Below are 13693 nucleotides of genomic sequence, written 5' to 3'. Positions count from 1 at the left end.
TCCTATTATTTTTCCATCATCTTCATTTGATCGGAAAGGAGCAGGACTATGAAAAAGTCTATTCAAGTCGTGGTAATGGCTTCGGCTTTCCTGGGGGCCGCCGCGCAGGCGCAAGACTTTGAATTCGAGCTGGACCTGGCCAAGGGATGCAAGCTGGCCATGGCGCGGCAGGACGAGGCGCCGCGGGTGGTGTGTTCGGACCGCCAGGCGCCCACGGTGGAACTGCGCGCGGCGCAGGCTGCACGCCTGGCCACGGTGTGGGCTTCGGGCAAGTCGGAGACGCGGATGGAGCCGCGTCTGGGAACGGCCGCGGGGCCGTTGACGATCGCGATCGGTTATTGAGGTTTCAGCCGACGCCCAGCAGGCTTTCGCACAGCCGGGGCGAGCGCAATTTGTCCAGCCACCAGCCCAGGGCCTGGCCCGGGCGTTCGGCGCGCCAGGCGTAGACGACTTGCTCGGTGGGAGGCATGAGATCTTCGGTGGCGCAGGTGACGAGCAGGCCCTGGGTGATGGCGCCGGCGGCCAGCGTGAGCGGCAGATAGCCGCAGCCCAGGCCGCGGATCTGGGCTTCGATCTTGGCGCGCATGGTGGGCATGACGATGATGCGCTGGCTCTGGAGCAGGCCGCGGGTGCGCGGCGGCAGGTCGCGGGAGGTGTCGGCCACGACGATGGCGGTGTGTTCGGCGATGTCCAGCGCGGTCAGGGGCCGGCCCAGCCTGGCCAGCGGATGGTGGGGGGCGACGCAGAAGCCGAATTGGGTCTGGCCCATGGCGGTGCTGCGATGGGCGCCGGCCGGGGCGCCCGCCGCATCGGCGCCGATGATGAGGTCGGCACGGCCGGCGGCCAGCGCGTCCCAGGCGCCACTCAGCACTTCTTCGCTGATGCGCAGGGTGGTGCCGCTTTGCAGGGCCTGAAAGTCGCGCACCAGGTCGAACAAGGGCTCGATAGGCAGAACGGCGCTCACCGCGATGCGCAGTTCGACTTCCCAGCCGGTGGCGATGCGTTTGACGCGGCAGGCCAGGTCGTCCAGGGCATGCAGCAGATGCCGGCCCTCTTGCAGCAGGGCCTGGCCCGCGGGGGTGAGGCGAGCGCGGTGGCCCGAGCGGTCAAAAAGCAGGACGTCCAGGCTGTCTTCCAGCTTGCGCACGGCATAGGTGACGGCGGATGGAACCTTGCCCAGCTCGCGCGCCGCGCGGGCGAAGCTGCCATGGCGCGCGATGGCGTCGACCATGAGCAGCAGATCGGGGGTGATGGCCCCGATGGGAGGAGACATTGGCGCAGGGACGGGCATTATCGTTCAGTTATTTTGAATGATGTCTTCAATTCTAGTCGCCCCTGGTCGGGCGTCAAGGGCGCAGAATACCTTCCATAGCGTACGAACCGGATCGGCCGGCATCGTTCATCAAATTGGAATAAGGAGCCCATCATGATCACTGTTCGCCCCGCCGCCGAGCGCGGTCACGCCAATCATGGCTGGCTGGACACGTTTCATACTTTTTCGTTTGCCAACTACTACGATCCCGAGCATATGGGGTTCGGGCCGCTGCGCGTGATCAACGATGACCGCATTGCCGCGGGCCGGGGGTTCGGCACGCATGGCCACCGGGACATGGAGATCATTACCTATGTCCTCGATGGCGCGGTGGCGCACAAGGACAGCATGGGCACCGGATCAACCATCCGCCCGGGCGATGTGCAGCGCATGAGCGCCGGACGCGGGGTGCTGCACTCCGAGTTCAACCCGCAGCCGGATGCCGCCACGCACATGCTGCAGATCTGGATCGAGCCCGATGTCGCCGGCATCGCGCCCGAGTATGAGCAAAAGTCCTTTGACGACGCAGACAAGCGCGGCAAGCTGCGCCAGGTGGCTTCGCCGGACGGCGCCGAGGGTTCGCTGCGCATCCACCAGGATGTTCGCCTGTACGCGGGCCTGTTCGATGGCGCCGAGACGGCAGACCTGGGCTTGGCGGCGGGCCGCCGCGCCTGGGTGCATGTGGCGCGCGGCAGCGTGACGGTCAACGGCCAGGCGCTCAAGGCCGGCGACGGATTGGCGCTGGAAGGCGAAACCGCCGTGACCCTGCGCGATGGCGATGCCGCCGAAGTGCTGGTGTTCGACTTGCCGTAAAGTAGGCGGGCGGGGTCCCGCCCGCTTGCCTTGGCCGCGCTGCTTGCGGTCTTTTCCGGCGCGCCGCGCCATGCTCCCAGAGGTATCTATCATGTCGAGCTTGACCCCCGAAGGCGAAAACAGCCTGGAAACCATCGTGGTGCCGCGCAGCAGCGATCTCGGCGGTTTCGAGGTGCGCCGAGCCCTGCCGTCGGCACAGCGCCGCTCCATCGGGCCCTTTGTATTCCTGGATGAAATGGGTCCGGCGATATTTCCGGCCGGGGCGGGCCTGGACGTGCGGCCGCACCCGCACATCGGCCTGGCGACGGTGACCTATCTGTATGACGGCAGCATCGTGCATCGCGACGGCGCGGGCAATGTGCAGACCATCCTGCCCGGCGAGGTCAATTGGATGACGGCGGGCCGGGGCATTGTGCATTCGGAACGCTCGTCGCCACAAAGCCGCCGCGCCGAACAGCGCATCTTCGGCCTGCAGCTCTGGGTGGGCCTGCTCAAGGCGCACGAGGAGACCGATCCGGGTTTTGTCCACTACGGCCGCGAGGCGCAGCCGGTGATCGAGGGCGAGGGCGTGCGCGCCCAACTCGTGGCCGGCAGCCTGTTCGGCCGGACGTCGCAGGTAAAGACCTTGTCGCCGCTGTTCTATGGCGATATCCAGATGCGGGCCGGCTCCCGGCTGGAGCTGCCCGCCGATTATGAAGAGCGCGGCGCCTACCTGGTGCAGGGCACGGTGGAAGTCGACGGGCAGGTGTTCGAGCCCGGGCGCTTGCTGGTCTTCAAGGCCGGCTGTGCGGTGACGCTGCGGGCGCGCAGCGATGCGCGCTTTGCCGTGCTGGGCGGCGAACCGCTGGATGGTCCGCGCTTTATCTGGTGGAATTTTGTTTCCAGCAGCAAGGACCGGATCGAGCAGGCCAAGGACGATTGGCAACGCAACCGCTTTGGCCAGACGGTGCCCGGCGACGAGACCGAGTTCATTCCCTTGCCGCCGCCGCGCGCATAAGGCCGCGCGGCTGGCTCAGCGACCCCGGGCGTAGGCGGCTTCGCGCTGTTCTTGCAGGGCTTCGCGGCGGATGTAGTCGCGCACGAAGTCGCTGGCCGGCGCATGGCGCAGGTTGTAGGGCGTATCCCACTGGGCGATACGCCCCTTTTGCATGATGCCGATGCGATCGGCGATGGCGAAGGCTTCGGCCTGGTTGTGGGTCACGAGGATGGCCGTATGCCCGGTGGCCTTGAGGATCTCCCGGACTTCGAAGGCCAGGCGCTCGCGCGTATCGACGTCCAGGTTGGAGAAGGGCTCATCGAGCAGCAGCAGCTCGGGCGAAGGCGCCAGCGCCCGGGCCAGCGCCACGCGCTGCTGCTGGCCGCCGGAGATTTCGTGGGGATAGCTTTGCGCGGCGTGAGACAGCCCGACGAGCTCCAGCATCTCCTGGACGCGGGCCTGCTGTTGCGGCCTGGGCAGGCGGCGCAGGCCGAAGGCCACGTTCTGGGCCACGGTCAGATGCGGAAAGAGGGCGTAGTCCTGGAACATCATGCCGACATGGCGTTTCTCGGGCACGACCTGTCCGGTGGGCGAGGACAGCACGCGGCCATCGAGCAGGATGCGGCCGGCGCGCAGGGGTTCAAAGCCGGCAATGGCGCGCAGCACGGTGGTCTTGCCGCAGCCGGATTCGCCCAGCAGGCAGCCGATCTGGCCGGCGGGCAGCGCCAGGCTCAGATCTTCGACCACGCGCTTGAGGCCTTGCGGCGTGTCATAGCCCAGGGCGAGGTGTTCGAGTTCCAGGAGGTCGGGCACGATATCAATGTCCCATTTTCAGATTGCTGCGGGCAAGCAGGATGACGGGGGCCAGGCCGGCCAGCACGATGGCCAGCGCCGCCACGGCGCCTTCTTCGTAGGTGCCGCGCGCGGCTTCGGCATAAAGCCAGGTGGCCAGGGTGTCGAAGTTCATGGGGCGCAGCAGCAGGGTGGCGGGCAGTTCTTTCATGGTGTCGACAAAGACCAGCAGGGCGGCGGCGGCCAGCGCCGGGCGCAGCAGCGGCAGGTGCACGCGGCGCAGCGTGCCGCTGGCATTTTCGCCCAGCAGGCGCGAGGCATGCTCCAGCGAAGGCGGGATGCGGGCCAGGCCGGCTTCGATGCCGCCCGTGGAAATGGCCAGGAAGCGGATGGTATAGGCGCAGACCAGCGCCCCGATGCTGCCCATGAGCAGCATGCCGGGCAGGCCGAGCAATTTGCCGGCGGCCTGGTCTATCCAGGCAAAGGGAGCGAGCAGGCCGATAGCCAGCACCGTGCCGGGCACGGCATAGCCCAGGCTGGCCACACGGGCGCAGGCGCGGGCCGGGCCGGCGCCCGCGCCCAGATTGCGGGCGGCCCAGGCGACGGCCAGGCCGCAGACCACGGTGACGACCGTGGCGCTGGCCGCGACCACCAGGGTGTTGCCCAGGCTGGAGAGCAATTGGCCGGAGACGCCGCCCACCAGGTGCAGCCGCTTATAGGTCTCGGCCACCAGATAGAGCGCCGGCGCCACGAAGCCCAGCAGCACGGGAATCCAGCCCAGCACAAAGGCCGCCAGCGCGGCCGCCCCGCGCAGGCGCTGGGGCTGCATGGGCCGCATGCGCTGGGTGTTGGCATAGCGCTGGCGCTTGCGGCCGCGCCGCTCCAGCAGCACCAGGGCGAGCACGAAGGCCAGCATGGTCAGGGCGATCTGCGCGGCGCCCGCCAGGTCCGAGCGGGTGATCCAGGTGGTGTAGACCGAGACCGTCAGGGTCTGCACGCCGAGGAATTCGGAGGCGCCGATGTCGTTGAGCGTCTCGAGCAGGGCCAGGCTGACCCCCACGGCGATGGCCGGCCGCGCCAGCGGCAGCGCCACGCGGAAAAAGACGCCCATCCGCCCGGCGCCCAGGGTCCGCGCGGCCTCGATCAGGCTGGCCGCCTGGGTCATGAACATGACCCGCGTGCTCAGATAGACATAGGGGTAGAGGACGAAGCCCAGCACGAAGACCGCGCCTGCCAGCGAGCGCAGGTCGGGCAGGCGGAATTGGCGCGGGCTGTCATAGCCCAGCACCGCGCGGAGCGCGGACTGGATGGGGCCGATGGGATGCAGCAGGTCCAGGTAGGCGAAGGCGATGATGTAAGTAGGCACCGCCAGCGGCAGCAGCAGGGCCCAGACCAGTATCTTGCGGCTGGGAAAGTCGTAGGCGGCGACCAGCCAGGCGGCGCCCGTGCCCAGCAGGGTCACCAGCACCCCCACGCCCAGCAGCAGCAGGGCCGTGTTGCTCAGGGCCTGGGGCAGCACGTAGGCGGCCAGGTGGCTCCAGTGGGACAGGTCGGCGTCCAGGGCCCACCAAGCCAGGCTGGCCAGGGGGGCAAGGACGGCCAGGGCGATCAGGGCGGCGGCCAACAGCCATCCGCGTCCGCGCAGGCCGGTGCTGGAGGGGCGTGCCAGGGTGAGCTTGGGCATCATCTGCGAAAAAGCACAAAGCGGCCATGGGGCCGCCCTGTCGGGACTACGGGGGGAAACGCGGCGACGGCCGGCGGGCCGGGGACGGCGCGCCGGCCGACGACCTTAGTTGTCGAAACCGACCTTGTCGACCAGCTCGCTGGCCTGCTTGCGGTACTTGGCGATGTCGGCCACGGGCAGCGGGTCGACCGTCAGCGGCCCGAAACTGGCCACCACGGCGTCAAGCTTGACGCCCTTGCGGACGGGGTACTCGTAGTTGGCCTGGGCATAGAGCGTCTGGGCGGGTTCGGAGACCAGGAACTCCAGCAGCTTGATGGCGTTGGCCTTGTGGGGCGCGTGCGCGGCCACGGCGGCGCCGCTGACGTTGACGTGGGTGCCGTTGCTCTTGCTGTTGGCGAAAGTCGGGCGGATGACCTTGATGGCGTCGCCCCACTTGCGCGCGTCGGTGCCCGGCTCGGCGTTCTTCATGTGGCCGACATAATAGGCATTGGCCAGGCCGATGTCGCAGATGCCGCCCAGGATGTCGCGCGCCACGTCGCGGTCGCCGCCGGCGGCCTTGCGGGCCAGGTTGGCCTTGACGCCGCGCAGCCATTTTTCGGTGGCCTCGGCGCCGTCGTGGGCGATCATCGCCGCGACCAGGGCGGTGTTATAGGGATGCTGGCCCGAGCGGATGCAGACTTTGCCCTTGTACTTGGGATCGGCCAGGTCTTCGTAGCGGAAGCTGTCGAGCTTGAGGTCTTTTTCGGCGTAGAGCACGCGGTCGCGCAGCGACAGCGCATACCACTTGCCGTCGGCGCCGCGCAGGTTGGCCGGGATGACGCTGTCCAGGGTCTCGGACTTGATGGCCTGAGTGACGCCGCCGTCGACCAGGTCGACCAGGTTGCCGATGTCCACGGTCATGAGCACGTCGGCGGGCGATTTGTCGCCTTCGGCCTTGACGCGCTCGAGCAGGCCGTCCTTGACGAAGACGGTGTTGACCTTGATGCCGGTGTCCTTGGTGAAGGCGTCGAGCAGCGGCTGGATGAGCTTGGGCTCGCGGGTGGTGTAGAGGCTGACCTCTTCGGCCGCGCCGGCCTGGGCGGCGAAGGATGCGGCACCGGCCAGCGCCAGGGCGCGCAGCAGGGTCTTGAGGGCGGGACGCTTAAAGGGCATGGACAGGTCTCCTGCTGGGCGCCGAGGGGGGGCGCCGCATAACGAAAATGATTATCAACAAGGTGCGCAAGATAGCAGGAAGCCCGGGATCATTCAACTGAATGAAAGCTTCCTCGGACGCCGTCGGCGGGCAAATAAACGGGGGCAGGGCGGGGGGCGGTATTGCGCCAAGTCAGAAAAACGCTCAATAACCCCTGTTCCGGCTATATAGGTATAACGATTAATGAGAGCAATTATCAGGTGGATGGGGTAAAATCGGTGGTAACCCTAGGTCCAGTCTCTAGGCCCATCCGGGGCGTCCGTCCGGCGCCGCAACTTCTAGAACGATATGGCTGCTTTCAATACTGAGCGCGTCCTGAGCGTGCACCACTGGAACGACACTCTCTTTTCGTTCACGACCACCCGCGATTCCGCGCTGCGTTTCCATAACGGCCATTTCGTCATGATCGGCCTGGAGGTCGAGGGCAAGCCCCTGATGCGCGCCTACAGCATCGCCAGCGCCAACTACGAGGAAAACCTCGAGTTCCTGAGCATCAAGGTCCAGGACGGCCCGCTGACCTCGCGCCTGCAGCACCTGAAAGAAGGCGACAGCATCCTCGTGAGCCGCAAGCCGGTCGGCACGCTGGTGGTCGACGACCTGCGTCCGGGCAAGCACCTTTATCTGTTCGCCACCGGCACGGGCCTGGCGCCCTTCATGAGCATCATCAAGGATCCCGAAGTCTACGAGCGCTTCGACAAGGTGGTGCTGCTGCACGGCGTGCGCTACGTCAGCGAGCTGGCCTATGCCGACTTCATCGACCAGGAGCTGCCCGGCAATGAATTCTTCGGCGACGTGGTGCGCGACAAGCTTATCTATTACCCCACGGTGACACGCGAGCCTTTCCGCAACCAGGGCCGCATCACCGAGCTGGTCGAGAACGGCAAGCTGTTCGAAGACATCGGCCTGCCGCCGCTCAACCCGGAAACCGACCGCGGCATGATTTGCGGCAGCCCCCATATGCTGGCCGACATCCGCGCCATGCTGGACGCGCGCGGCTTCCAGGTCTCGCCGGGCGTGGGCGAACCGGGCGATTACGTCTACGAGCGCGCCTTCGTCGAGAAGTGATCCGTCCTTGCGCCCCAAGGCCAAAGCCCGTCATCGACGGGCTTTTTTGTTGTCAGTCGTGGTCCAGCAGCCGGGCGGTGGCCAGGGCGCCGGCCAGGGCCAGCGCGATGGGCACGACGAAGTTGTGATTGACCTGGGTGAATTCCATCACCAGCACGATGGCCGTGAACGGCAAGTGCATGGACGTGCCCAGGAAGGCCGCCGCGCCGATGATGGCGTAGGCGCCCAGCGGCGCGCCCGGCCAGAGCAGATTCCATAAGCCGCCCAGCAGCGTGGCCAATAGCGCGCCGCAGGCCAGGCCGGGCGTGAGCAGGCCGCCCGAGGCGCCGGCCCGCAGCGTGGTGGCCGTGACCAGGACCTTCAGGCAGAGCAGGGCGGCCGCGGCGGCGAGGGTCAGAGCGCCGTCGAAACCCAGCTGCGCCGGGCCCTTGCCATTGCCCAGCAGGGCCGGAAAGGACGTGGCCAGCAGGCCGATCAGCGTGAAGTTGAGCAAGGCATGCAGGGGCAGCTTCCCGCCGCGCGAGGCACGCGCCCTTGCGGCTTCGGTCAGGCGCGAGAAGGCGTGGGCGGCCAGGCCGATGACGGGCCCGGCCAGGATGGCCCAGCTCAATAGGCTCAGGTGGATGTCCATGGGCCCGATGACATATTGCACGCCCATGCCCAGGCCCAGCCAGGCGACGGCGGCGGCGATGGCCGAGGTGGCCAGGGCGATCAGGGCCGCCTGCCAGCTGAAGGTGGCCAGCAGCCCTTCGAGGGCGAACACGGCCCCGGCAAGCGGCACGTTATAGACGGCGGCCAAGCCGGCGCCCGCCGCGCAGGCCACCAGCACGCGGCGCTGTTCGGCATTCAAGCCCGCGTAGCGCGCCAGACCGCTTGCCAGCATGGCCGAGACTTCACGCGGGGCGGCTTCGCGCCCCAGCGGCGAACCCAGGCCGACGGTGACGATCTGCAGCAGGGCATGGATCAGCGTCGGGCCGGGCGGCATGGGCGGCGCGGCCGGCGAAAGCGTGGCCTTGACGCTCACCAGGGGGCGGCCCCAGCGGTACAGCGCCCACCAGCCCAGGCCGGCGACCAAGCCGCAGCCCACCAGGGCAAGCACGCGGCGCTGGGGCGTGGCGGCGCGCACGCCTTCAAGGAAAGTCTGATGGCTGAAAAACAGAGCATCCAGACTGTAGCCGAAGGCCAGGTGCTGGACGGCGTGCAGCAGCAGGGCCAGCAACAGGCCCGCGACGCCGGCAGCCAGGCCTACGAGCAGTACGGCCAGGGTAAAGGTGCCGCGGGAACGGAGGGCAGGCAAGGACATGGCAAGATGTAAAACCAGGGTCTGATGATTGTAGGGGGGCCGGCTTGCATCCGGCTGGCAGCCCGCCACTTTCACAAGAGTCTATTGCTGTTTAAACTTCGATAGTCATATTTATCGATACCAAGGAGTCGCTCATGAGCAAGCAGATCATCCATACTGATGCGGCCCCTGCCGCCGTCGGCCCCTACTCGCAGGCCGTGGCCGCAACGGGTTCGAAAACGGTGTATCTCTCCGGCCAGATCGGCCTGGAGCCGGGCACCGGCGATCTGGTGTCGGAGAATTTCGACGCCCAGGTGCGCCAGGCCTTCGCCAATATGCAGGCCGTCATCCAGGAAGCCGGCGGCACGCTGAACGATATCGTCAAGCTCACGCTGTTCCTGACCGACCTGAGCAAGTTCACCGCGGCCAATGCCATCATGGCCGAATTGATCCCGCAGCCTTTCCCGGCGCGTTCCACCGTCGGCGTGGCCAGCCTGCCCAAGGGGGCGCAATTCGAGGTCGAGGCCATCCTGGTCCTCTGAGCAGCGCCGCGCGGCCATCATGCCCGCCCAAGCCAAGGCTGCCGCCAGCCGCGCATCCGGCGCGCGCTCGGACACCGAGCGCCGCCTGCACAACCTCGGCCTGATCGAGCCCGAGGATTTCGTGCTGCATTTGCCGCTGCGCTATGAGGACGAGACGCGGATCACGCCGATTGCCTCGGCGCGGCCAGGCGATTCGGCCCAGGTCGAGGGCGAGATCCTGCGCTCGGAAGTGCTATATCGGCCGCGCCGCCAGTTGACGGCCGTCATCGCCGATGACAGCGGCGAGCTGCAGCTGCGCTGGCTGAATTTCTATCCCAGCCAGCAAAAGCAGCTGACGGCCGGCCGCCGGCTGCGCGCGCGCGGCGAGGTGCGCGGCGGCCTGTTCGGCCGCGAGATGGTGCATCCGCGCATGAGCCATGCCGACACCGAACTGCCCACATCGCTGACGCCGGTCTATCCCAGCACCGACGGGTTGCCCCAGCCGGTGCTGCGCCGCGCCGTGGCGCAGGCGCTGGAGCGGGTCGATTTGCACGACACGCTGCCGGAATCGGTGCGCCAGCGCTATGCGCTGATGCCGTTCGGCGAAGCGGTGCGCCTGCTGCATGCGCCGCCGCCAGGGGTGGCGGATGCCGACCTGATCGAGCGCGCCCACCCCGCCTGGCAACGTATCAAATTCGATGAACTGCTGGCCCAGCAACTGTCGCTGGCGGCCGCGCGCGCGGCAAGGCGCGACAAGCGCGCGCCCTCAATGCCGGCCGACGACGACCCCGGCGACCTGGTGGCCCGCCTGTACGCGGCCCTGCCGTTCACCTTGACCGGAGCCCAGCAGCGCGTGGTGGCCGAAATCGCCGCCGACCTGGCGCGCCCCTATCCCATGCATCGCCTGTTGCAGGGCGACGTGGGCAGCGGCAAGACCGTGGTGGCGGCGCTGGCGGCCGCGCAGGCGATCGCCCGGGGCTTCCAGGTGGCCTTGATGGCGCCAACCGAAATCCTGGCCGAGCAGCATTTCCGCAAGCTGGTCGGCTGGCTGGAGCCGCTGGGCGTGTCGGTCGCGTGGATGAGCGGCAGCCTCACGCCCAAGACGCGCCGCAAGGCGGCCGAAGCGGTCGAGGCGGGCGAGGTCCAGCTCGTGGTGGGCACGCAGGCGCTGATCCAGGATGGGGTGAATTTCCCCAGGCTGGGCCTGTCCATCGTCGATGAGCAGCACCGCTTCGGCGTCGGGCAGCGCCTGGCCCTGAACCGCAAGGGCGAGGAGGCCGAAGGCCTGGTGGTGCCGCACCAGTTGAGCATGAGCGCCACGCCGATTCCCCGCACGCTGGCCATGACTTTCTTCGCCGACCTGGATGTGTCGGTCATCGACGAACTGCCGCCCGGGCGCACGCCCGTGCTGACCAAGCTGCTGTCCGAGGCCCGGCGCGACGAGCTGATCGCGCATATCGCCCAGGCCGCGCGCGCCGGACGCCAGGCCTATTGGGTCTGTCCGCTGGTCGAGGAAAGCGAGGCGCTGCAATTGCAGACTGCCGTCGACACCTATGAGGCCATGTGCGCCGAACTGCCCGACCTGCGGGTGGGCCTGGTGCATGGCCGGCTGCCGCAGGCCGAGAAGGCGGCCGTGATGGAGGCTTTCCGTGCCGGCGAGGTGGATCTGCTGGTGGCCACGACCGTCATCGAGGTGGGCGTGGACGTGCCCAATGCCTCGCTCATGGTGATCGAGCATGCCGAGCGCTTCGGGCTGGCGCAACTGCACCAGCTGCGCGGGCGGGTGGGGCGGGGCGAGGCCGAGTCGGTCTGCGTGCTGCTGTACCAGACGCCGCTGTCGCAGGTGGCGCGCGAGCGCCTGCGGGCCATGTTCGAGACCGGCGATGGTTTCGAGATCGCGCGGCGCGACCTGGAGCAGCGCGGCCCCGGCGAGTTCCTGGGCACGCGGCAATCCGGCCTGGCGCTGCTGCGTTTTGCCGATATCGACCGCGATATTGCCCTGGCCGAGGCCGCGCGCGACACGGCGGTGTGGCTGCGCCAGCATGATCCCCAGGCCGTCCAGGCGCATTTGGCGCGTTGGATGCGGGGCCGCGAGGACTTTCTACGAACATGATTTCGCATCTTTGCGCGGGCCGCGGCGAGCGGTCCCTTTTCCAGGAGCGGGCACGATGACCCTGACCGAACTGAAATACATCGTGGCGGTGGCGCGCGAACGCCATTTCGGCCGCGCCGCCGAGGCCTGTTTCGTCAGCCAGCCCACGCTGTCGGTGGCGATCCGCAAGCTGGAGGACGAATTGGGCGTCACGCTCTTCGAGCGCGGCGGCTCCGAGGTGGGCGTGACGCCGATCGGGCAACGCATCGTGGCGCAGGCGCAGAAGGTGCTCGAAGAGAGCGCCAGCATCAAGGAGATCGCCCGGCAGGGCCATGACCCGCTGGCCGGGCCGCTGCGCGTGGGGGTGATCCACACGATAGGCCCCTACCTGCTGCCGCGCCTGGTGCCGGTGCAGATCGCTCGCACGCCGCAAATGCCCTTGCTGCTGCAGGAGAACTTCACCGTGCGCCTGGTGGAGCTGCTGCGCCAGGGCGAGATCGATTGCGCCATCATGGCCTTGCCATTGCCCGAGGCCGGCCTGGTGACCCAGCCGCTGTACGACGAGCCTTTCCTGGTGGCCGTGCCGCATGACCATGAATGGGCCAAGCGCGAGTCCATCGACGCGCAGGATCTCAAGCAGCAGACCATGCTGCTATTGGGCAGCGGCCATTGCTTCCGCGACCAGGTGCTGGAGGTCTGTCCGGAGCTCTCGCGTTTCTCGGCCACCAGCGACGGCATCCAGCGCACCTTCGAAGGCTCGTCGTTGGAGACCATACGGCATATGGTGGCCGCCGGCATCGGCGTGACGGTGTTGCCGGTGACGGCGGTGCCGGAGCAGCCGGCCAGCAAGAGCCTGCTGACCTATGTGCCATTTGCGGGCGAGGCGCCCACGCGGCGCGTGGTGCTGGCCTGGCGGCGCAGTTTTCCGCGCCTGGCCGCCGTCGAGGCGCTGGCCCAGGCCGTGTATGCCTGCGGCCTGCCGGGTGTGACCATGCTCAACGAAGAGACGGCCAGCGCGCAGGACGAGGCGGCTTGATCACAGGCTGAAGCCCGGCCGGAAATGGCCCGCCAGGGCTTTCTCCACCACGCGGTGCGCGGCGGTGGGCGTGGCCGAGAACGGCTTGAGCAGGTAGAGGGCGCGCCCGAAGCCCGCATAGCACTCCCAGTCCGGCAAGACGGCCTGCAGCTCGCCGCCGGTGCCCAGGCTGAAGTCCGGCACCATGGCGATGCCCAGGCCGTGGGCCGCGCACTCGCGCAGCAGTTCGCTGTTGTTCACGCTCAGGCAATCGCTGGGCTTGACATGCACGGCGGGGCCGTGGCCCTGGCGCGGCGCGAAAGACCATTGCGGGCTGCGTTCATCGCCCCGGTAGAGCAGGCAGCGGTGGCGGGCCAGCTCGGAAGGATGGGCGGGCAGGCCGTGGCGGGCCAGATAGCCGGGACTGGCCACCAGGTGAGCGCCCGTGGCGCACAGGCGTTTGCTCACGTAGGCGTCGGAGACCTGATCGGCATGCCGCAAGGCGAAATCGAATCCCTCCTGGCGCAGATTGACGAAGCGGTCGGATAGATAGACCTCCAGCGCAATGTCCGGATACTGCTGGCCGAGCTGGCGCAGGACGGGCCCCAGGTGCTGGCGGCCCAGGGCCACCGGCGCGGTCAGGCGCAGCCGGCCGCGCGGGGCGCGCGTGAGGTTGCGCACTTCGCCCAGGCTGTCTTCCAGCGTGTCCAGCGCCGGGCGCGCGCGTTCGATCAACAGGGCGCCGGCTTCGGTCGGGCGTACCGAGCGCGTGGTGCGCAACAGCAGGCTCACGCCCAGTTCCTGCTCCAGGGCCTTCATGCGCAGGCTGATCAGCGATTTGGACACGCCCAGGCGCTGGGCGGCGGCGGTAAAGCTGCGGGTGTCGGCCAGCACGGCCAGCATTTTCAGGTCGGCCAGCCGGTCAAGGGCGGGAGCGCTCATTATTGTT

The 13693-nt window shown here is 68.0% G+C and carries 13 protein-coding genes; 7 read left to right on the top strand and 6 right to left on the bottom strand.

The window, feature by feature from the left end; all coding sequences use genetic code 11:
• Positions 1–48: 48 nt before the first annotated feature.
• Positions 49–342, top strand: coding sequence for a hypothetical protein (locus AXA74_RS17630; RefSeq protein WP_126623577.1), 294 nt, complete (start codon positions 49–51; stop codon positions 340–342).
• 4 nt (positions 343–346) lie between these two features.
• Here the strand turns inward: AXA74_RS17630 and AXA74_RS17625 are convergent, their stop codons facing one another.
• Positions 347–1273: a LysR family transcriptional regulator gene (locus AXA74_RS17625; protein ID WP_164725167.1), complete on the bottom strand. Its 927-nt coding sequence runs from the start codon at positions 1271–1273 to the stop codon at positions 347–349.
• 153 nt (positions 1274–1426) lie between these two features.
• Here AXA74_RS17625 and AXA74_RS17620 point away from each other — a divergent pair, with 153 nt between their 5' ends.
• Both AXA74_RS17620 and AXA74_RS17615 read left to right on the top strand, forming a co-directional pair.
• Positions 1427–2125 (top strand): pirin family protein, encoded by a 699-nt coding sequence (locus AXA74_RS17620; RefSeq protein ID WP_029580812.1) that lies wholly within the window; start codon positions 1427–1429, stop codon positions 2123–2125.
• A gap of 91 nt (positions 2126–2216) precedes the next feature.
• A complete protein-coding gene (locus tag AXA74_RS17615) occupies positions 2217–3122 on the top strand; it encodes a pirin family protein (RefSeq protein WP_029580813.1) in 906 nt (301 codons plus the stop codon).
• 15 nt (positions 3123–3137) lie between these two features.
• Here AXA74_RS17615 and AXA74_RS17610 read toward each other — a convergent pair whose 3' ends face one another.
• From AXA74_RS17610 to AXA74_RS17600, 3 genes are all read right to left on the bottom strand, one after another.
• Positions 3138–3914, bottom strand: coding sequence for an ABC transporter ATP-binding protein (locus AXA74_RS17610; protein WP_032979546.1), 777 nt, complete (start codon positions 3912–3914; stop codon positions 3138–3140).
• A 4-nt stretch (positions 3915–3918) separates the two neighbouring features.
• Positions 3919–5577: an ABC transporter permease gene (locus tag AXA74_RS17605; protein WP_029580815.1), complete on the bottom strand. Its 1659-nt coding sequence runs from the start codon at positions 5575–5577 to the stop codon at positions 3919–3921.
• A gap of 105 nt (positions 5578–5682) precedes the next feature.
• Entirely contained in the window at positions 5683–6729 is a 1047-nt protein-coding gene (locus tag AXA74_RS17600; protein ID WP_029580816.1) for a Fe(3+) ABC transporter substrate-binding protein, read from the bottom strand.
• Positions 6730–7057: 328 nt separating this feature from the next.
• Here AXA74_RS17600 and AXA74_RS17595 point away from each other — a divergent pair, with 328 nt between their 5' ends.
• Positions 7058–7834, top strand: coding sequence for a ferredoxin--NADP reductase (locus AXA74_RS17595; protein WP_029580817.1), 777 nt, complete (start codon positions 7058–7060; stop codon positions 7832–7834).
• 52 nt (positions 7835–7886) lie between these two features.
• On the opposite strand, the gene AXA74_RS17590 is transcribed toward AXA74_RS17595, so the two are convergent.
• The gene (locus tag AXA74_RS17590; RefSeq protein ID WP_032955226.1) at positions 7887–9137 is read right to left on the bottom strand and encodes a chloride channel protein; all 1251 of its coding nucleotides are present in this window, start codon (positions 9135–9137) and stop codon (positions 7887–7889) included.
• Between the two features lie 134 nt (positions 9138–9271).
• On the opposite strand from AXA74_RS17590, the gene AXA74_RS17585 reads away from it, so the two are divergent.
• The 3 genes from AXA74_RS17585 to AXA74_RS17575 are packed head-to-tail and all read left to right on the top strand — an operon-like array spanning position 9272 to position 12765.
• Positions 9272–9658 carry a Rid family detoxifying hydrolase gene (locus AXA74_RS17585; RefSeq protein ID WP_029580819.1) on the top strand — a complete coding sequence of 129 codons (387 nt, stop codon included), beginning with the start codon at positions 9272–9274 and terminating at the stop codon, positions 9656–9658.
• A 19-nt stretch (positions 9659–9677) separates the two neighbouring features.
• A complete protein-coding gene (gene recG, locus AXA74_RS17580; protein ID WP_032979547.1) occupies positions 9678–11750 on the top strand; it encodes an ATP-dependent DNA helicase RecG in 2073 nt (690 codons plus the stop codon).
• Between the two features lie 55 nt (positions 11751–11805).
• Positions 11806–12765, top strand: a complete 960-nt coding sequence (locus AXA74_RS17575) for a LysR substrate-binding domain-containing protein (protein WP_029580821.1) — start codon at positions 11806–11808, stop codon at positions 12763–12765.
• On the opposite strand, the gene AXA74_RS17570 is transcribed toward AXA74_RS17575, so the two are convergent.
• A complete protein-coding gene (locus AXA74_RS17570; protein ID WP_032979559.1) occupies positions 12766–13647 on the bottom strand; it encodes a LysR family transcriptional regulator in 882 nt (293 codons plus the stop codon).
• Positions 13648–13693: the final 46 nt, after the last annotated feature.

Origin of the sequence: Bordetella hinzii LMG 13501, from assembly GCF_001548475.1 — a bacterium.
Classification (GTDB): domain Bacteria; phylum Pseudomonadota; class Gammaproteobacteria; order Burkholderiales; family Burkholderiaceae_B; genus Bordetella; species Bordetella hinzii.
This window is presented reverse-complemented; position numbering and strand designations above follow the sequence as displayed.